We start from the raw sequence: 18,317 nt of genomic DNA on the forward strand, positions 1-18,317 counted from the left end.
AGCCCTGCCGTGGGGCGGGGACACGCAGGAGGGTCCCCGCAGGACGAGGCGCGACCACGGCCGCCTGGCCGTGACGAGCCCGCACGCGCCGAGCCGAGGAGACCCTCGTGCGGGGCACCGACCCACACCACCCAGCCCCGCCGGCGATTGAGGCGCCCCACCTCGGCAGGAGGGATCCGTGCCGCCGAGCCGACCGCAGGGCACCCCGCAGGGGACCGGCCGACGATTGAGGCGACCCACCTCGGCAGGAGGGATCCGTGCCGCCGAGCCGACCGCAGGGCACCCCGCACCCCGCAGGGGCAACGCAACGTACCCTCCCCGGAGGGGCCCCGCTCCCGAAGTACCCCCATCCGCACACCACTCCGGAGGAGACATGGCCCCACGAGTGCACGCCGCCCAGGCGACCGGCATCGTCACCCTCACCCTGGACTCCCCGGGCAACCGCAACGCCCTTTCCGCCGGCCTCGTCGCCGAGCTCCGCTCCGCGCTCGCCGCCACCGCCGCGGACCCCGACGTCCGGGCCGTCGTCCTCACCCACACCGGCACCACCTTCTGCGCCGGGGCCGACCTCAAGTCCCCTTGCGATCCCGCCGACTTCCTGGCCCTGCTCCGCGAGACCGCCGAGCTGCCCAAGCCCGTAGTCGCCCGGGTCACCGGCCACGTCCGGGCCGGCGGCCTCGGCCTGCTCGGTGTCTGCGACATCGCCGCCGCAGGACCGCAGTCCTCGTACGCCTTCACCGAGACCCATCTGGGCCTCGCCCCCGCGGTGATCTCCATGCCGCTGCTGCCGCGCCTCGACCCGCGCGCCGCCGCCCGCTACTTCCTCACCGCCGAGGCCTTCGACGCCTCCGAGGCCGCCCGGATCGGACTGCTCACCCTGCACGGCGAGGACGTGGACGCGGCCCTGGAGCCCGTACTCGCCGGCCTGCGCAAGGCCTCCCCGCAAGGGCTGGCCGCGACCAAGGCGCTGACCTCCGCCGCCGTACGCGAGGCCCTCGCCCGCGACGGCTCCCGCCTCACCGAGCTGTCCGCCGGACTGTTCGCCTCCGACGAGGCCCGCGAAGGCATCACCGCCCGCTTCGAGCGCCGGGAACCCTCATGGTCGCTGTGACCGGCCCCAAGCAGGCGCGCAGCCGCGTCACCCGCCGCCACCTCCTGGAGGCGGCCGTGTCCTGCCTGGCGGAGCACGGCTGGGCCGGTTCGACCGTCTCGGTCGTCGCCGAACGGGCCGGGGTCTCGCGCGGCGCCGCCCAGCACCACTTCCCGACCCGTGAGGACCTGTTCACCGCGGCCGTCGAGTACGTCGCCGAGGAGCGCTCCACCGCCCTGCGCGACCTCTTCCACGCCGGCCCGGCCGCCCGCCCCGCCGTGGTGGAGGCGCTGGTCGACCTGTACACCGGCGCCCTCTTCCGGGCCGCCCTCCAGCTGTGGGTGGCCGCCTCCAACGAGGAGCAGCTGCGCCCCCAGGTCACCGAGCTGGAGGCCCGGGTCGGCCGCGAGACCCACCGCATCGCCGTCGAGCTGCTGGGTGCGGACGAGTCGGTGCCGGGCGTACGGGAGACCGTGCAGGGCCTGCTGGACATGGCGCGGGGCCTGGGCCTGGCCAACGTGCTCACCGACGACACGGCCCGCCGGGCCCGGGTGGTGGCCCAGTGGTCGCGGATCCTGGACGCGGCACTGGGCTGAGGCGGCGGGAACGACAGGGGCGCCGCACCCCGCCCGCGGGATACGGCGCCCTGCCTGCCGGAGGGGCTGCGCGACTACGCGGTCTCGGCGATGTCGGCGTAGCCCTCGATCTCCTGCGGGTTGCGCCGGCCCGGCCCGATGTAGCGGGCCGAGGGCCGCACCAGGCGGCCGGTGCGCTTCTGCTCCAGGATGTGCGCCGACCAGCCGGCGGTACGGGCGCAGCTGAACATCGACGTGAACATGTGCGCGGGGACCTCGGCGAAGTCCAGCATGATCGCGGCCCAGAACTCCACGTTCGTGGCGAGCACCCGGTCGGGGCGGCGCGCGTGCAGCTCCTCCAGCGCGGCCTTCTCCAGGGCGGCGGCCACCTCGTAGCGCGGCGCGTCGAGCTCCTTGGCCGTGCGCCGCAGCACGCGGGCGCGCGGGTCCTCGGCGCGGTAGACGCGGTGGCCGAAGCCCATCAGCCGCTCGCCCTTGTCGAGGGCCTTCTTCACGTACGCCACGGCGTCGCCGGTGCGCTCGATCTCCTCGATCATGCCGAGCACGCGGGACGGCGCTCCGCCGTGCAGCGGCCCCGACATGGCGCCCACCGCGCCGGACAGCGCGGCGGCGACGTCCGCGCCGGTCGACGCGATCACGCGCGCGGTGAAGGTGGAGGCGTTCATGCCGTGTTCGGCGGCGGAGGTCCAGTAGGCGTCGACGGCCTTGACGTGCCGCGGGTCCGGCTCGCCCCGCCAGCGGATCATGAACCGTTCGACGACGGACTCGGCCTTGTCGATCTCCCGCTGCGGCACCATGGGCAGGCCCTGGCCGCGGGCGGACTGGGCGACGTACGACAGTGCCATCACGGCCGCGCGCGCGAGATCGTCGCGGGCGGTCTGCACGTCGATGTCCAGCAGCGGTTTCAGACCCCACACGGGGGCGAGCATCGCGAGCGCGGACTGGACGTCGACACGGATGTCACCGGAGTGGACCGGAATGGGGAAGGGCTCGGCGGCCGGCAGGCCCGGGTTGAACGCACCGTCGACCAGCAGGCCCCAGACGTTCCCGAAGGAGACGTGGCCGACGAGGTCTTCGATGTCGACGCCCCGGTAGCGGAGCGACCCGCCTTCCTTGTCGGGCTCGGCGATCTCCGTCTCGAACGCGACGACCCCTTCGAGCCCGGGTACGAAGTCGGACATCAGGCGGCTCCTCAGATAGTGCGAACACGCGCGGCTCCCGGCGTGACTCGCGGTCCGGCGCGGTCATCCCCGTTGATGCCCGGCACGGCCGTCGGTCACCCACTCGGGGACCTTCGGACCGGCCCCAAGATTTTGGCCGTTCCGCCCCGACTGCGGAAGCGTGACATACGGCACACCGTCACCGGTCCGGCTGCGGCAGGATGGCCAGCGTGACCGATCAGGACATTGACCCCGCCATGATGCGCAAGCAGTACCGCTCGGAGATCGTCGAGGAGGGGAGTCTCGCCGGGAATCCGATGGACCAGTTCGCCCTCTGGTTCCAGCAGGCCGCCGACTCGCGCCTCTTCGAGCCGAACGCGATGGTCGTATCGACGGCGACCCCGGACGGACGGCCCAGTTCGCGGACGGTGCTGATGAAGCAGTTCGACGGCCGGGGTTTCGTCTTCTTCACCAATTACGCCTCCCGCAAGGGCCGCGAGCTGGCCGAGAACCCGCACGTCGCACTGCTCTTCCCCTGGCACCCGATCGCCCGCCAGGTGATCGTCACCGGCACGGCGGCCCGTATCGGCCGCGACGAGACGGCGGCGTACTTCCGCTCCCGCCCGCACGGCTCCCAGCTGGGCGCCTGGGCGAGCGAGCAGTCCAGCGTGATCGGCTCCCGTGCGGAGCTGGACGGGCGCTACGCCGAGCTGGAGGCCCGCTACCCGGAGGGCGAGCAGGTGCCGGTCCCGCCGGAGTGGGGCGGCCTGCGGGTGGTCCCGGAGGCGGTGGAGTTCTGGCAGGGCCACGAGAACCGCCTGCACGACCGGCTGCGCTACGTCCTGGACGGGGACGAGTGGCGCGTGGAGCGGCTCTGCCCGTAAGGGGTCCGCGGCGGCCGGGGAAAGCAGACGACCCGCGGGCTCGGGTTTCTCTCCTGCAGTGAGAGAAGCCGGCCGGACGTACCGGCGAGCCCGCGGGTCGGGTGACTGCTTGGGATTGGCGCCAGGCGATTCCGCCGGGCACCGCACTGGGTGCGTGCGACGACGGGCGCTTAGCCCGCAGTCACCTCACGCGTCCGGTTTCCGTACATTTCGGGAACCACCTCCCTTCTCGTGTATGTCAGAGCCTAGGCAGGCGGGCCGACGGCCACAAGCGTTTTATTTCTCGATCATCGCGAGCGAGGGCGCCCTCCCGGCCCTGGAGCCGGAGCTCGCCTTCCTACGGGCGCTCCTGCTGCGGCAGCGGAGCGCCGGCTGGGCCCCGGACCCGCGGGCGGAGCCCCGTATCGCCCGGCAGAACGCGCGCGAGGAGGCCTGGGAGCGGTGGCTCGGCGGATGGAGGTCGTACGTGCCCATCTTCGGTGGGGCCGCCGCCCTCATCGCGGGAACCGTCCTCACGGCATCGCTCGGCGGACCGGCCTGACCGGATTTCGTATCCCCAATCCGGCGAAAGCGGTGTGGTGTGGGTCACGTTCGAGTTCAATGATCTGACGTGCCGCATACGCGAACACCTGCTGGGGGTTCCAGGTGAGTGCTTACGGACGTGACGAGACCGCTGACGATCTGCTCGCAGCGCTGCTGGACGGGATGGACGCCGCCTTGTGCGCGTTCGACTCCGACGGCGTGATCACCCATTGGAACCGCGAGGCCGAGCGGATCCTGGGCTGGACCGCCGCCGAGGCCGTGGGCCGCAAGGGCTTCGAGGGCTGGGCGGTACGGGCCGCCGACGCGCACGACGTCCAGGACCGGCTGATGGCCGCCCAGCACGCGCCCGGCCGGCAGGTGCACGAGTTCGCGCTGCTGACCAAGGGCGGCGGGCGCGTCCTCGTACGGACCCAGTCCGCCGGGGTGCCCGGCGCGGACGGCAAACCCGCCGGGGTGTACTGCGCCTTCAGCGAGGTGCACGCCCAGATCGACCTGGAACGCTCCATCGCGCTGAGCGAGGCCCTGATGGAGGACGCCTCGTGGGGCGTCGTCCTGGTCGACGTCGACCTGCGGCCCGCGGTGGTCAACGCGCACGCCGCCCGGGCCTTCGGGACCGGCCGCGCCGCACTGCTCGGGCGGCCGCTGGGCGAACTGCTGACCCAGGGCGTGGAGGAGCTGGAGGGCGCGCTCCAGCACGTGCTCGCCGAGGGGGCCCCGCCCGCACCGGTGGAGATGTGGGTGTCGGTGCGCACGCCGGAGGGGGTGCGGCGCAGGTGCTGGCGGTGCGGGTTCCTGCGGCTGGCCTCGCCGCTCGCGGAGGAGCCGGTACCGCTGGGCGTCGGCTGGCTGTTCCAGGACGTCACCGAGGCCCGCCAGGAGCAGCTGGACACCGCGCAGCTGCGGTTCCGCTCGCACCAGCTCCACCGTGCGGGGCGGGCCGCCGCCGAGTGCGAGGACCCGGCCGAGGCGGCCGCCGTACGTCTGGACTTCGCCCTCGCCGGCTTCGCCGAGCACGCGCTGCTGGACGTACTGGACCCCACGGCCGACCCCGAGCGGCGCAGGCTCGTACGGTCCGCCGCGTCCCCGCCGGCGCTGCCGGGCCCCGGGTCGATCCCCGTCCGGTACGCGGCGGGGCACCCGGCGCTGCAGGCCCTGGACCGGATCGGCTCGGTGCGTACCAGCGCCCCGCGGGGGGAGGCGGACGCGGAGTGGGCGCGGGCCCGCCAGTGGCCCGAGGGCGCCGCACACGTGCTGTGCACGGTGCTGCGCAGCCGGGGGCGGACGCTGGGGGCGCTGACGTTCCTGCGCGGGCCCTCGCGGGCGGCCTTCGAGCGTGCGGACGCGGCGTACGCGGAGGAGGTCGCGGCCCGGGTCGCGGCTGACCTGGACCTGGCGGCGGGTCCGGCCGGCCCGGAGAAGGGATGAAAGGCGGCCCGGGTTCCGGCAGGCGCGGTGCGACCCGGGCCAACTCCTCGTGGAGGTCTGTCCTGCGGAAGAGACGGCCTAGTGCCGGAAGAAGATCCGGTCGCCGTACTCCTGCATCACGCGGCCGTTCCACTCGTGGCCGCCGTCGACGTTGCCCGAGCGCAGCAGCGGGGGCTCCACCCCTCGGGCGGCGAGCTCGCCGGCCGCCGCCGCCATGACCGCCTGCATGATCGCGCTGGTCACGACGGTGGAGGCGGGTGCGAAGGGCGCGTCGATGCCGTCGAGGGTCAGCTCGGCGTCGCCGACTGCGATCTTGCTGTCGAGGACGACGTCGCAGTGGTCCTTGAGGAAGGTGCCGGAGACGTGCCGTGACTTGGTTCCGGTCGCGTACGCCACCGAGGTCACGCCGATGACCTTGAGGCCGATGGCGCGGGCGTTCATCGCCATCTCGACGGGCAGCGCGTTGCGCCCGGAGAGTGAGATGATCACGAGGACGTCGCCGTCGGAGGCGGGGCTGCTGTCGAGGACGGCGCCGGCCAGGCCGTCGACCCGTTCCAGGGCGCTGCCCAGGGTCGCGGGCATGACGTCGACGCCCGCGGTGCCGGGGACGGCGAGGAAGTTCATCAGGGCCAGGCCGCCGGCCCGATAGACGACGTCCTGGGCGGGCAGCGAGGAATGCCCGGCGCCGAAGGCGAAGAGCCGGTTGCCGGCGGCGACCGCGTCGGCGATGAGGGAGCCGGCCTCGGCGATGTGCGGGGCCTCCTCGTCCCGCACCCGCTCCAGCAGACCGATGGCGGCGTCGAAGAACTGACCGGCCAGCTTGCTCTCGCTCATACGCCGATGGCCCTTCCAGGGGTGGGGGAGCGTCCGTGTCCGCCGCTCACCGTGCGGTCTGGACCAAGGGCGTGTCAATACGAACGTCAATCCCGGGCCGAAAGCTCTGGTCGCGCGCGCCCCGGACGCCCTCGGGCGATCTTCCGGGGGTGTCCGGGAGATGTCCGGGAGCGGTCTTGACCCATGGCACGGGACGGTTGTCGGCCCGATGCGTCAGAATTGGGGGCAGGGCCAGCGCACGCAATCCGAGGGGCACGAATGTCCGGACTGATCGATACCACGGAGATGTATCTCCGCACCATCCTCGAGCTGGAAGAGGAAGGCGTGGTCCCCATGCGCGCCCGCATCGCCGAGCGGCTCGACCAGAGCGGTCCGACGGTGAGCCAGACGGTGGCGCGCATGGAGCGGGACGGCCTGGTGGCCGTCGCCAGCGACCGGCACCTCGAGCTGACGGAGGAGGGGCGCCGACTGGCCACGCGTGTCATGCGCAAGCACCGGCTCGCGGAGTGTCTGCTCGTCGACGTGATCGGCCTGGAGTGGGAGCAGGTGCACGCGGAGGCCTGCCGTTGGGAGCACGTGATGAGCGAGGCGGTGGAGCGGCGGGTGCTGGAGCTGCTGCGTCACCCGACCGAGTCGCCGTACGGGAACCCGATCCCGGGGCTGGAGGAGCTGGGTGAGAAGGCCGAGGCGGACCCGTTCCTGGAGGACGGCATGGTCAGTCTGTCCGAGCTCGACCCGGGCAGCGAGGGCAAGACGGTGGTCGTCCGGCGGATCGGTGAGCCGATCCAGACGGACGCCCAGCTGATGTATACGCTCCGGCGCGCGGGCGTGCAGCCCGGCTCGGTGGTCAGCGTGACCGAGTCCCCGGGTGGTGTGCTGGTCGGCAGTGGCGGTGAGGCTGCCGAGCTGGACGCTGAGGTCGCCTCGCACGTGTTCGTCGCGAAGCGCTGACTCCCGGCGCGCCGGCGTTCGCCTGACGGCGTTCGCGTCGGCGCGGATGTGTCCGGTGGACCGGTCCGTACGAGCTGTGGCCCCGGGGGTCTTGCCCCACGGGTCGTGCCCCGTACGGATGACCAGCCCTTGGTGTGGGCGGTCCCGGCGCCTTTCGGCGCCGGGACCGGTCCTCCCCTTGTGACCTGGAGCCCCGAGCTCTCAAGGTCGTCCCCTCGGACCGTCTTCCCCGATCGGCCCGCCTCCCTGTTGAAAGGATCTCCATCGGCAGCGGCGGTCAATCCTTGAGCAAGGTCACTCGAAAGAGCGGTGTTGTGGGCGAGAAACCCGTTTTCGAATGCGGGTTCGATAGTCTGGCGGGGAGCGAAGGGGGTGCATCTGCGGTGGTACAGCGCGTCGATGTGACAGGGGCCGAAGGCGTGCGCCTGGCCGCCTGGGAGTTCCGCGAAGCAGAGGCCGGACCCGACACCCGCCCCGGGGTGCTCTTACTGCACGGCCTGATGGGCCGCGCCTTCCACTGGGCGGGCACCGCCCGCTGGCTCCGTGAGCGCCGCCGCGTCGTGGCCCTGGACCAGCGCGGACACGGCCAGAGCGACCGCCCGCCCGCCGCCCCCGACGGCACCCCGACCTCCCTGGGCCGCGAGGCCTTCGTGGCCGACGCCGAAGCGGCCGTCGAGCAGCTCGGCCTCGCCCCCGTGACGCTGATCGGGCACTCCATGGGCGCCCTCACCGCCTGGCAGCTCGCAGCCCGCCGCCCGGACCTGGTCGAAGCCGTGGTCATCTGCGACATGCGCGCCTCCGCCCTGGGCGCGGCCTCCCAGCAGGAATGGGAGGAATGGTTCCACCACTGGCCCCTGCCCTTCCCCACCCAGGACGCGGCCCGCCGCTGGTTCGGCGAGGACGACCCCCGGGTGGAACGACCCGATCCGGGCCGCGGCGCCTTCTTCGCCGAGGTGATGCACGAGGCGTCGGACGGCTGGCGCCCGGTCTTCTCCCGCCGCCAGATGCTGACGGCCCGCGAGACCTGGGTCCACGACGCCCACTGGGAGGAGCTCGCCCAGGTCCGCTGCCCGACCCTGGTGGTCCGGGGCCTGGACGGCGAACTGGGCCGGGCCGAGGCCCAGGAAATGGTCCGCGTCCTCCCGGCCGGCCAGTACGCGGAAATCCCCGACGCCGGCCACTACCTCCACTACGACCAGCCGACGGCCTGGCGCGAGGTCCTGGAACCCTTCCTCGACGGCATCAAGGCCGAGGCCCCCTGACCGCCCGAAGACTCCCCGACTCCGCCCCGGCGCCGCCTGTCCCACCGACAACGGCCCCGGGGCTCTGATCAGGTGGGATCGAAGTACGGCGCCGTACTCGTCCTGCTCGCCGCCAACTGACGCCGGGCCCACGCCGGAACGGGCCGGCCTCCGGACCCGCGAGGGGGTTCGGAGGCCGGCCCGTTCCGGCGTGGCCGGTGGTCGGTGATCAGCCCTTGCTGACCGCCCACAGGATCTCCGGGAGCTTGCGCGCCACCGTCGGGGCCGCGAGCCGCAGACCCGTCCACGTGGCCAGCGCGCCCCAGGCAGCGCCCAGCGGGAGCACGATCCAGGAGATGTCCTGGTGGCCGTCCGCCGTGAGCCAGATCGTCAGGGCGATCACCGGCGCGGAGACCACCGCCGAGACCAGCATCCCGGCGAAGATGCCCGCCCAGGCGAGCCCGGCCTGCCCCGGGGCGACGTTCTTGAAGGCGCCGTCCGACGGGATCGAGTACGCGAAGCGGGCCGAGGCCAGTGCCCCCGTGCAGAGCATCGAGCCCAGCAGGGCCAGGGCCACGCCGGTGGCCGCCGGGAGGGCCGACCAGTCACCGAGCAGCGCGGCCGTGATCACGGTGACCAGGATCGTGTACGGGACGGTGACCAGGCCCAGCGCGGCGGCCCGCGCGCGCAGTTCCACGTACGCGTCACGCGTGGAGGAGATGGTCTGCGCGACCATCCAGAACGCGGAGGTGTCCTGGCCGAACTGGTTGTACATCTGCATGCCGAGCATGCCCGCGCCGAAGCAGCCGAGGTAGACGGACCCCGAGCCCTGGAGGGCGTTGAAGACGGGGACGATCAGGCCGATCGCCAGCGCGGTCACCCAGGACGCCTTGGTCTTCGGATCGCGGACGGCGTAGCGCAGCGTGCGCTGCATGCTCGCGCCCGTCCGCCCGGCGGGCAGCAGGGACCACGGGCCGCCCGCGCCGCGGTCCTTCGCCGGCCGGGCCGCCGTGATGGTCGAGCCGTCCGGGGTGACCATCAGCCGGGTCAGGCTCCGCTCCCAGAACCACAGGAGGGCGGCCACGGCGGCCAGGGTCAGGGCCAGCTGGGCGGCCGCCACCCCGTACGCGCCCTCGCTCGCCGAGTCCACCATGCCGACGGCGGTCGCCGGCGGCAGCCAGCGCACCACGGCCTCGACGGGTTCCAGGGAGGCCAGGCCGCCCGCCTGGAACAGGCTCTGACTGGCGAAGTTGGCCAGCTGGCCGCCCACCGCGATCAGCAGGCCGCTGAGCACGGCCAGGTCCCGCCCCTTGCGGCTGGTCAGCAGCCGCACGTTGGCCGTGGCCACCGCCCGCGCGAGGGTCACGCAGCCGAGCACCAGCAGGGGCGCGGCCACCACGGCGGCCACCGCGCCGGCGGCGCCGCGCGCGACGGCCAGTACGGAGCCGATGGCCAGGCACAGCGTGAACAGCGGCCCGATGCCGACCAGCGAGGAGGCGAGGAGGGCCCGTACGAGAGGACGCGGGCGCAGCGGCAGCATGACCAGCCGGCTCGGGTCGAGGGTCTCGTCCCCGGTGGGGAAGAACAGCGGCATGAAGGCCCAGCCGAGGGCCAGGATCGCGGCCAGCAGGACGACGGCCGTGCCGGCGTGGGCGTTCCCGTGCAGCAGGGCCAGGCCGAGCGTCACGAAGAAGCCGACGACCAGGGCGAAGGCGAGCGTCGAGAAGTAGGCGGCCTTGCGCTTGGAGGAGCCCTTCAGGCCGTTGCGCAGCAGCGACAGCTTGAGGCGGACGAAGACCGGTGTCAGCGGGACCGACGCGACGGACGAGGCCCGGGTGGCCCCCGTGGCTCCGGTGGACCCGGTGGCGGGAGTGGTCACTGTGCCGGCCGGGCCGGCGGCCGGGTTGGCGGGCGAGGTCATCGCGATCCCGCCCCGGAGCCGCCGCCGAGCCAGTCCAGCGAGTCCCCGGCCGCGTCGCGCCCGTGCGCGCCGACCAGTTCGAGGAAGGCCGCCTGCAGCGAGGGCGCGGAGCCCCGTACGTCGGCCAGCGGGCCCGCGGCGCGGATCCGGCCGGCGGCCATCACCGCCACCCAGTCGCACAGCGACTCGACGAGCTCCATCACGTGGGAGGAGAAGACGACCGTGGCGCCGGAGGCCGTGTAGCGCTCCAGCACCCCGCGGATGGTCTGCGCCGACACCGGGTCGACGCCCTCGAACGGCTCGTCCAGGAAGAGCACTTCGGGGTTGTGCAGCAGCGCCGCCGCCAGGCCGATCTTCTTGCGCATACCGGTCGAGTAGTCCACGACCAGCTTGTGCTGCGAGCCCGCGAGGTCGAGGACGTCCAGCAGCTGCGTCGCCCGCTTGTCGGTCTCCTCGCCCGGCAGCCCGCGCAGCCGGCCCATGTAGCCGAGCAGTTCGCGCCCCGACAGCCGCTCGAAGAGCCGCAGGCCCTCGGGCAGTACGCCGATCCGCGCCTTCACCTCGGTCGGGTCCGCCCACACGTCGTGCCCCGCGACGTGGACCCGCCCCATGTCCGGGCGCAGCAGCCCGGTCACCATCGACAGCGTGGTCGTCTTGCCCGCGCCGTTCGGGCCCACCAGACCGATGAACTGCCCCGCGGGCAGCTCCAGGTCGATCCCGGAGACGGCCACCTGGTCGCCGAACCGCTTCCACAGACCTTCCACCCGCACGGCGGGCGGCGCGGATCGCGCGCCACCCGCTCCGTACGTCCCACCCGTCGCATCGCCCTGGTCCGGCATGCGCCTGCCTCTCATCACGTCCCCGTTGGTCGTTCCTTCTTCACCATAGGAGGAGGGGGAGAGGCCTGAGCAGTTACTTATGTCATCAGTTTTCGCCCTGATTCCGCAGGTCCTGCGGGCGGGTTCCGAGTCCTGGGTGCCGGGTGCCGGGTGCCGGGTGCCGCGTGCCGGGTGCCGGGTGCCGGGTTCCGGGGTCAGCCCTGGCGGCGCTTGCGTTCCGCCGCGGCCTCGCTGCCGCACGCGTACGCCAGCGCGTCGATCAGCTCCTCCGTGTCCGGCAGCCACCGGTTCGCCGGCGTGGGCCGCCGCGCCCACTGGACCGGGCCCCGGCCGCCGAAGCGGGTGGGGGGCGCGGCCACGTACTCGCCCTCGCCCCGCGCCGCCAGGTCGATCGTGGCGGCCGGCCAGCCCAGCTTGCGCACCAGGTCGGGCACCTTGACGCCGGCGCCGGGCAGGACGAAGAACAGCATCCGGTGGTCGGGCGTGAGGGTGACGGGTCCGAGGGTGCGTTCCATCCGCTCCAGCCGTGCCAGCGCGAGGAAGCCGGCCGATTCGGGTACGTCCAGGGCGTCGAACGTGCGGCCCGTCGGCAGCAGGATCGAGGCCTGCGGGTGCTTCGCCCAGATCCGCCGGACCTGCACCGCGCTGCCGGTGGCCTGGGCCGCCCAGTCCTTCACCGCCGGGTGCGCGCCGGGAGCCGGGCAGTCCGCCGCCCCGCAGGAGCACAGCTCGCGGCCGTCCCCGGGCTCCAACCAGGTGCCGGCGAAGACATCCCAGTGCCGTTCTTCCGCGTACCGCACGGCATGGTCCAGCAGCTGCTCGCCGCGCTGCTTGGGGATGGGTGCGGTCTCCGTGACTCCGATGGTCTTTTCCACGCCCATCACAACTCCTCGGGTCACCCGGGGTTACGGGCGTAAACCAGGCGGCGGGCGGAGCATCGATCCTGCATACGGGGCGCACTGATGCACGCGTGGGGGCGCGTAGGAGGCCGGGGCGCCGGAGTTGGGTAGCGACACGACGCAGAGCGGAAGATTCTCCGCACATCAGGCGGGAAGTGATCATTCCAACGGATCACCCGCGGTCAGCAGGGGGTTTTCATGGCAGCCAGGCCTCTCGTCGCCCGCCAGCCGAACGAACGGCTGCAGGCGCTCATCCAGGAAGCCGGGTGCTCCAACGCCGGGCTCGCCCGGCGCGTGAACATGTGCGGGGCCGAACACGGCCTCGATCTCCGCTACGACAAGACCTCCGTGGCCCGGTGGCTGCGCGGCCAGCAGCCGCGCGGCCGGGCTCCCGGAATCATCGCCGAGGCGCTCGGGCGCAAGCTCGGCCGGACCGTCACCATCGACGAGATCGGCATGGCCAACGGGAAGAACCTCGCCTCCGGCGTCGGCCTGCAGTTCTCCCCGACCGTCATCGGCGCCATCGAGCAGGTCTGCGAGCTGTGGCGCAGTGACGTCGGCCGCCGCGACTTCCTCGCGGGCTCCAGCGTGGCCGCCTCCGCGCTCGTGGAGCCGAGCCGCGACTGGCTGATCACCGGGGCCGACACCCAGGTCGCCCGCAGCGGCGGCTCGCGGGTCGGCATGCCGGACGTGGAGGCGGTCCGGGCGACCACCGAGGCCCTCAAGGACCTCGACCACCGCTTCGGCAGCGGGCACGTCCGGCCGGTGGTCGTGCACTACCTCAACTCGGTGGTGTCCGGGCTGATCGGCGGCTCCTACCGGGAACCCGTCGGGCGGGCCCTGTTCGCGGCCGTGGCCCGGCTGACGGAGCTCGCCGGCTACATGGCGGTGGACACGGGCCAGCCGGGCCTGGCCCAGCGGTACTACATCCAGGCGCTGCGCCTTGCCCAGGCGGCGGGCGACCGGGCGTACGGGGGCTACGTGCTCGCGGCGTCCATGAGCCACCTCGCCGCCGAACTGGGCAACCCGCGGGAGATCGCGCAGCTGGCGCGGGCCGCCCAGGAGGGGACGCGGGGGCAGGTCACCCCGCGGGTCGAGGCCATGTTCTACGCGGCAGAGGCGCGCGGCCACGCGCTGCTCGGGGACACCCGGGCGACGGCGGTGCTGTCCGGGCGGGCGGTGAGCGCGCTGGAGCGGGCGGAGCCGGAGTCGGGTGACGACCCGGTGTGGATCCGCCACTTCGACGCGGCGTACCTCGCGGACGAGCTGGCCCACTGCCACCGCGACCTGGGCCAGGCGGACCCGGCGGCCAGGCGGGCGGAGGAGGCCCTCCGGGGCCTCCCGGCGGGCAAGGCGCGCCGCCGGGCCATCGGGCTGCTGCTGCTGGCGGCGGCGCAGGTGCAGCAGCGGGAGGTGGAGCAGGCCTGCCTGACGGCGACGCAGGCGGCGGAACTGCTGGAGGGGCTCCGCTCGAACCGGGGCGTGGAGTACCTGGACGACTTCCGGGCGCGGCTGGAGCCCTACCGGGAGGAGGCGGCGGTGCGGGAGTTCGCGGCGCGGCTGGAGGTGACCGCGTAGGGGGTGTCCTGCCGGTCGAGGCCGGCCTGATCGGCGAGGCACCCCCTGGGCCGGGCCGGACGGGGTTCGGGGTGCTCTCACCGTGGCGGTGCGTGACGGGGTAGCGTGACCTGACGGTTCCGTAGGGTCGGGTGAGTCGGAGAAGGAGTCCCGGTGACGCAGAGCGGACAAGGGGGCGCCCCCCAGCCGGGTGCCCCGTGGGGTCCGGACCCGGCGTCCGGACACCCGGCGTACCCGGAGCAGCAGCCACAACAGCAGCAGCACCCGCAGCCGGACCAGCAGCAGTCGCAGCCCGGGGCCGCGTACGGATATCCGCAGGCCTATCCCGGCCCGGAGGCCGCGCCCGGGCATGTGGTGGGGCCCGGCTACGAGGGGCCGGGGGATCCGCACGGCTACGGCTACCCCCCGCTGCCCGAGGCGGCGACGCAGTACATCCCGCCGGTCCCGGCCGCTCCCGCGCACGACGAGGCGGCGACGCAGTACATCCCGCCGGTCCCGGCGGCCCCCGGGCACGACGAGGCGGCGACGCAGTACATCCCGCCGGTCCCGGCCGCTCCCGCGCACGAGGAGGCGGCGACCCAGTACATACCGCCCGTCCCCGCCGACCGCGCCGCCGAAGGGTTCGACGGGCTCTTCCGGGGCGACGACTCCGCCGGGCACACCCAGCACATGCCGCCGGTCCAGGAGCCCGTGCTGCGCCAGCCGCCGCGTCCCCAGCCGCCCCGGCGCCGGCCGCCCCGCCCGCAGCAGCCCCAGTACCAGCAGCCGCACCCGCAGCAGCCGCAATACCAGCAGCCGCACCCGCAGCAGCAGTACGCCCCGCCCCCGCCGCCCCCGGAGCCCGGGCGCAAGGTCTCGCCCGCGATCATCGGCGCGGTGGTCATCGGCCTGGCCGTCGTCGGGCTCGGCGTCGGCTCGCTGCTCGCCGACGACAAGCCGCAGAACAACGACCCCGGCGCGGTCGCCGCCGCCCCGACCGCGAGCGGCAACCCCGCCGCCCCCGGCGGCGAGGCCCCCGTCGACCCGGCCCGCCCGCAGGCCGTCCAGCTGGACAAGCTCCTCGCGGACAGCAACGACAGCCGGGCTGCGGTGATCAAGGCCGTGGAGGACATCAAGGGCTGCAGCAACCTCGACCAGGCGGCCGCCGACCTGCGCGACGCGGCCCGCCAGCGCGAGGAGCTCGTCACCCGCCTCCAGGAGCTGAAGCTGGACCAGCTCCCGGACCACGCGAAGCTGTCCGCGTCCCTGACCAAGGCCTGGCAGTCCTCCGCGGACGCCGACAACAGCTACGCGGCCTGGGCGGACGACGTGGACGACGACAAGTGCAAGGACGGCAAGGCCAAGGCCACCAAGAACGCCTCCGAGGGCAACAAGTCGAGCGGCGAGGCGACGAAGGCCAAGGAGTCCGCCGCGGCCCTGTGGAACGCGATCGCCGGCAAGTACGGCCTCACCAAGCGGGACAAGTCCCAGCTCTGAGCCGATTCGGCGTCAGGCCATGGGCGGGGCCGTCACCAGGGTCGGGGTCATGTCCAGGGACTGCTCGCCGGGCTGGGCCACGAGCCGCCCGGCCTGCACGATCTGGAAGGTGACCCGGCCGTTGACGATGCGGGGGAAGCCGGCGACGGCGCGCATGTCCTGGTAGCGCCAGCTCAGGTTCGGGGTGAGGCCTCCGGTGTTGACCGGCTGCGCCTCGTTCAAGGCGCGCTTGACGACGCGGCCGGTGACGGGCTCGTCCTCCTTGAGGCCCTTGAGGCCCTTGAGGATCTCGCTGAGCACGGTGTACGCGATCCAGGTGGTCTGTGCCCCGCTGTCGTCGGGGTCGACGCTGTCGTCGCCGAAGGCGAACTCGGCGACCACCTTGCGCATGGGTTCCCACAGGGGATCGGCGGCCACCGGGTACCAGCTGGTGAGGTACGCCCCCTCGAAGGGGCTCTCCTTGCCGCCCGTGCGGTCCACCAAGGACTGGCTGACGCTGCCCAGGACGGAGGAGATCTGCGGCTTCTTGCGCTGGGCGTCGGTCCGGCGGAAGGCGTCGAAGAAGGTCTCGGTGCGCTCGCCGAGTACTGCGGTCACGCAGCCCTTCTCCTTCTCCTTCTCCTTGCCGGTGCCGCTGGTGTGTGCGAGGGCCTCGCGGGCCTGCGGTCCGAAGTCGGCGGAGTCCTCGGCGGCCCGGATGTCGGAGGCGTCCGCCATCTTGTTGGCCCGCAGGCCGGCGTTGAGCAGGACCGGCAGGGTGTCACCGGCGAGGGTGTCCGGGCGGACGAGGGCGACCTGGTTGCAGGCGCGGCTCAGCTGGTGGCCTGCGCCGGCGATGAGGACGGGCTGGCCGCCGTTGACCGGGTAGGACAGGGGGGACTGGAACTCCTCGGAGGAGACCCCGTAGCCGCCTATGAAGGGGATGCCCTCCGCCTCCAGCGGGGCCATGAAGGCGCGTCCGTGCTGACTGTAGGAGCCGACGACGGCGACGGCCTTCTCGGCGACGGCCTTGCGGGCGCAGTCGGCGGCGCCGGACGCAGTGTTCTTCTCGTTGCAGGTCAGTACGCGCAGTTTGTGACCTTTTATCCCGCCCTTGGAGTTCACCCAGCGCTCGTACGCCTTGGCCATGCCGGTCATTCCAGGCATGTTGGTCGCTTTGGTATCTTCCGGGGCGAAGGTCATGACGGTGACGGTTCCCCCGGAGCCCCCCGAGCCCCCGGGGAGCACTCCGCACCCGGCGATGAGACACGCACCCATCGCCGTGGCCACGAAGGTGCGGGAGCGGGATGCGGCGCGTCGCGAGATGGTCATGTCCGTGCACCATTCCGCCCCACCGGTAACTGTCGAGTGAGATGGACACAACATCGGGTGACGCCCAGGTGAATTACGGGGGCGTGGTCCCCCTGGGCGCCTCAAGATCGCACCGAACAGGAACGTACGATCGAAAGCGTGACATTCGCCCAAGGTTCGAAGAACTCTTCCCGACGCGGTGGCCGCTCCTCCACCATGGGCGGCATGCCCCTCAACGACATGCCGTGGTGGCGCTGGCGCAGCAACGTGCGCTCGGCGCTGCACATGCTTTCCGATCCGGTCTTCCACGAGGACACCTGGCTGACCGGCGACGAGGCGTACGGCGACATCACCGACGCCGTGTACCGGCTCGTCGAGGACACCTGGCTCGACAGCTGGTCCGCCGAGAAGTACGTCGGCACGATCTTCCGTGACTCGCAGGAGGCGGCCGTCGTCGACCTCGCCGTGCTGCGGGTGCTCCGCATCCTCCACCAGGTCGGGCCCGACGCCCCCGTCTCCGCCTACCTGGAGCACCACGCGTGGCCCGAGGCGGTACGTGCCGCGCGCGAGGCGCACGTACGGCTGGCGGAAGCCGACGGGGACGACCCCGACCAGCGACCCGCATCGCTCGATGTGTTGAAGATCCTCACCCGCGCGGTGTGAAAGGCTGTGCGGTCATGAGCGACCCGCACACCGAGGCCCAGGCCCAGCCCCAGTACGTCCTGACCATGTCCTGCCCCGACAAGCAGGGCATCGTGCATGCCGTGTCGAGCTACCTCTTCATGACCGGATGCAACATCGTGGACAGCCAGCAGTTCGGAGACCGGGAGACCGGGCTCTTCTTCATGCGGGTGCACTTCGAGGCCGAGCCCCCGGTGACGGTCGAGAAGCTGCGCGCCAGCTTCGCCGCGATCGGCGACTCTTTCAAGATGGACTGGCAGATCCACCGCTCCGAGGAGCGCATGCGGATCATCCTCATGGTGTCCAAGTTCGGGCACTGCCTGAACGACCTGCTGTTCCGCACGCGGATCGGCGCCCTGCCGGTCGAGATCGCGGCCGTGGTCTCCAACCACACCGACTTCGCCGAACTGGTCGGCTCCTACGACATCCCGTTCGTGCACATCCCCGTCACGAAGGACACCAAGGCGGAGGCGGAGGCGCAGCTGCTGGAGCTGGTGCGCGCAGAGAACGTCGACCTGGTGGTCCTGGCGCGCTACATGCAGGTGCTGTCCGACAAGCTGTGCACGGAGCTGAGCGGGCGGATCATCAACATCCACCACTCGTTCCTGCCGAGCTTCAAGGGCGCGAAGCCGTACCACCAGGCGCATGCGCGAGGTGTGAAGCTGATCGGCGCGACCGCGCACTACGTGACGGCGAACCTCGACGAGGGGCCGATCATCGAGCAGGAGGTCGAGCGGGTCGGGCACGAGGTGACGCCGGACCAGCTGGTGGCGATCGGGCGGGACGTGGAGTGCCAGGCGCTCGCGCGGGCGGTGAAGTGGCACAGCGAGCACCGCGTGCTGCTCAACGGTGCCCGCACGGTCGTCTTCGCGTAGCCGAGTACAGCCTCGCCGGCGTTCGAGGCGCGGG

Annotated in this window: 16 protein-coding genes; 10 read left to right on the top strand and 6 right to left on the bottom strand. The window is 72.8% G+C overall.

Annotated elements, in window-relative coordinates; translation table 11 throughout:
• Window positions 1-373 precede the first annotated feature (373 nt).
• Both ACZ573_RS34095 and ACZ573_RS34100 read left to right on the top strand, forming a co-directional pair.
• Entirely contained in the window at window positions 374-1,111 is a 738-nt protein-coding gene (locus tag ACZ573_RS34095; RefSeq protein WP_471312046.1) for an enoyl-CoA hydratase family protein, read from the top strand.
• On the top strand, window positions 1,099-1,686 hold the full coding sequence (locus tag ACZ573_RS34100) for a TetR/AcrR family transcriptional regulator (protein ID WP_030009580.1): 588 nt from the start codon (window positions 1,099-1,101) through the stop codon (window positions 1,684-1,686). The genes ACZ573_RS34095 and ACZ573_RS34100 overlap by 13 nt, the downstream gene beginning before the upstream one ends.
• Before the next feature lie 74 nt (window positions 1,687-1,760).
• On the opposite strand, the gene ACZ573_RS34105 is transcribed toward ACZ573_RS34100, so the two are convergent.
• A complete protein-coding gene (locus ACZ573_RS34105) occupies window positions 1,761-2,867 on the bottom strand; it encodes a citrate synthase 2 (RefSeq protein ID WP_030009579.1) in 1,107 nt (368 codons plus the stop codon).
• A gap of 200 nt (window positions 2,868-3,067) precedes the next feature.
• On the opposite strand from ACZ573_RS34105, the gene pdxH reads away from it, so the two are divergent.
• Complete coding sequence (gene pdxH / locus ACZ573_RS34110) at window positions 3,068-3,730, top strand: pyridoxamine 5'-phosphate oxidase (protein ID WP_471312051.1); 663 nt, start codon at window positions 3,068-3,070, stop codon at window positions 3,728-3,730.
• Window positions 3,731-4,375: 645 nt separating this feature from the next.
• Complete coding sequence (locus tag ACZ573_RS34115) at window positions 4,376-5,698, top strand: PAS domain-containing protein (protein WP_471312053.1); 1,323 nt, start codon at window positions 4,376-4,378, stop codon at window positions 5,696-5,698.
• 78 nt (window positions 5,699-5,776) lie between these two features.
• Here ACZ573_RS34115 and ACZ573_RS34120 read toward each other — a convergent pair whose 3' ends face one another.
• Complete coding sequence (locus ACZ573_RS34120) at window positions 5,777-6,532, bottom strand: SIS domain-containing protein (protein WP_351149799.1); 756 nt, start codon at window positions 6,530-6,532, stop codon at window positions 5,777-5,779.
• Window positions 6,533-6,790: 258 nt separating this feature from the next.
• On the opposite strand from ACZ573_RS34120, the gene ACZ573_RS34125 reads away from it, so the two are divergent.
• Together ACZ573_RS34125 and ACZ573_RS34130 are read left to right on the top strand one after the other, a co-directional pair.
• A complete protein-coding gene (locus tag ACZ573_RS34125; protein ID WP_471312056.1) occupies window positions 6,791-7,483 on the top strand; it encodes a metal-dependent transcriptional regulator in 693 nt (230 codons plus the stop codon).
• 383 nt (window positions 7,484-7,866) lie between these two features.
• Window positions 7,867-8,745 carry an alpha/beta fold hydrolase gene (locus ACZ573_RS34130; protein ID WP_471312059.1) on the top strand — a complete coding sequence of 293 codons (879 nt, stop codon included), beginning with the start codon at window positions 7,867-7,869 and terminating at the stop codon, window positions 8,743-8,745.
• 208 nt (window positions 8,746-8,953) lie between these two features.
• On the opposite strand, the gene ACZ573_RS34135 is transcribed toward ACZ573_RS34130, so the two are convergent.
• The 3 genes from ACZ573_RS34135 to ACZ573_RS34145 form a co-directional block, all read right to left on the bottom strand.
• The gene (locus ACZ573_RS34135; protein ID WP_471312062.1) at window positions 8,954-10,645 is read right to left on the bottom strand and encodes a transporter; all 1,692 of its coding nucleotides are present in this window, start codon (window positions 10,643-10,645) and stop codon (window positions 8,954-8,956) included.
• The gene (locus ACZ573_RS34140) at window positions 10,642-11,484 is read right to left on the bottom strand and encodes an ABC transporter ATP-binding protein (RefSeq protein WP_471312064.1); all 843 of its coding nucleotides are present in this window, start codon (window positions 11,482-11,484) and stop codon (window positions 10,642-10,644) included. Before ACZ573_RS34140 ends, ACZ573_RS34135 begins: the two co-directional genes overlap by 4 nt.
• Window positions 11,485-11,678: 194 nt before the next feature.
• Complete coding sequence (locus tag ACZ573_RS34145; RefSeq protein WP_471312066.1) at window positions 11,679-12,359, bottom strand: bifunctional DNA primase/polymerase; 681 nt, start codon at window positions 12,357-12,359, stop codon at window positions 11,679-11,681.
• Window positions 12,360-12,581: 222 nt separating this feature from the next.
• Here ACZ573_RS34145 and ACZ573_RS34150 point away from each other — a divergent pair, with 222 nt between their 5' ends.
• Entirely contained in the window at window positions 12,582-13,961 is a 1,380-nt protein-coding gene (locus ACZ573_RS34150; RefSeq protein ID WP_471312068.1) for a transcriptional regulator, read from the top strand.
• Window positions 13,962-14,114: 153 nt separating this feature from the next.
• Window positions 14,115-15,437: a hypothetical protein gene (locus tag ACZ573_RS34155; protein ID WP_471312070.1), complete on the top strand. Its 1,323-nt coding sequence runs from the start codon at window positions 14,115-14,117 to the stop codon at window positions 15,435-15,437.
• A 12-nt stretch (window positions 15,438-15,449) separates the two neighbouring features.
• Here the strand turns inward: ACZ573_RS34155 and ACZ573_RS34160 are convergent, their stop codons facing one another.
• Window positions 15,450-16,748, bottom strand: coding sequence for an ABC transporter substrate-binding protein (locus ACZ573_RS34160; RefSeq protein WP_471312074.1), 1,299 nt, complete (start codon window positions 16,746-16,748; stop codon window positions 15,450-15,452).
• A 195-nt stretch (window positions 16,749-16,943) separates the two neighbouring features.
• On the opposite strand from ACZ573_RS34160, the gene ACZ573_RS34165 reads away from it, so the two are divergent.
• The gene (locus ACZ573_RS34165) at window positions 16,944-17,390 is read left to right on the top strand and encodes an SCO4402 family protein (RefSeq protein WP_471312207.1); all 447 of its coding nucleotides are present in this window, start codon (window positions 16,944-16,946) and stop codon (window positions 17,388-17,390) included.
• Between the two features lie 14 nt (window positions 17,391-17,404).
• Window positions 17,405-18,283, top strand: coding sequence for a formyltetrahydrofolate deformylase (purU, locus tag ACZ573_RS34170; RefSeq protein ID WP_189735167.1), 879 nt, complete (start codon window positions 17,405-17,407; stop codon window positions 18,281-18,283).
• The last annotated feature ends 34 nt before the right edge of the window (window positions 18,284-18,317 follow it).

This window comes from Streptomyces sp. NPDC040545 (assembly GCF_055595065.1).

Bases quoted from the DNA above. Each gene is read 5' to 3' on its own strand.
- ACZ573_RS34150 (WP_471312068.1), top strand. From the start codon at position 12,582: ATGGCAGCCAGGCCTCTCGTCGCCCGCCAGCCGAACGAACGGCTGCAG.
- ACZ573_RS34165 (WP_471312207.1), top strand. From the start codon at position 16,944: ATGGGCGGCATGCCCCTCAACGACATGCCGTGGTGGCGCTGGCGCAGC.
- ACZ573_RS34100 (WP_030009580.1), top strand. From the start codon at position 1,099: ATGGTCGCTGTGACCGGCCCCAAGCAGGCGCGCAGCCGCGTCACCCGC.
- ACZ573_RS34160 (WP_471312074.1), bottom strand. From the start codon at position 16,748: ATGACCATCTCGCGACGCGCCGCATCCCGCTCCCGCACCTTCGTGGCC.
- ACZ573_RS34105 (WP_030009579.1), bottom strand. From the start codon at position 2,867: ATGTCCGACTTCGTACCCGGGCTCGAAGGGGTCGTCGCGTTCGAGACG.
- ACZ573_RS34095 (WP_471312046.1), top strand. From the start codon at position 374: ATGGCCCCACGAGTGCACGCCGCCCAGGCGACCGGCATCGTCACCCTC.
- ACZ573_RS34120 (WP_351149799.1), bottom strand. From the start codon at position 6,532: ATGAGCGAGAGCAAGCTGGCCGGTCAGTTCTTCGACGCCGCCATCGGT.
- ACZ573_RS34140 (WP_471312064.1), bottom strand. From the start codon at position 11,484: ATGCCGGACCAGGGCGATGCGACGGGTGGGACGTACGGAGCGGGTGGC.
- purU (WP_189735167.1), top strand. From the start codon at position 17,405: ATGAGCGACCCGCACACCGAGGCCCAGGCCCAGCCCCAGTACGTCCTG.
- ACZ573_RS34125 (WP_471312056.1), top strand. From the start codon at position 6,791: ATGTCCGGACTGATCGATACCACGGAGATGTATCTCCGCACCATCCTC.
- pdxH (WP_471312051.1), top strand. From the start codon at position 3,068: ATGGCCAGCGTGACCGATCAGGACATTGACCCCGCCATGATGCGCAAG.
- ACZ573_RS34135 (WP_471312062.1), bottom strand. From the start codon at position 10,645: ATGACCTCGCCCGCCAACCCGGCCGCCGGCCCGGCCGGCACAGTGACC.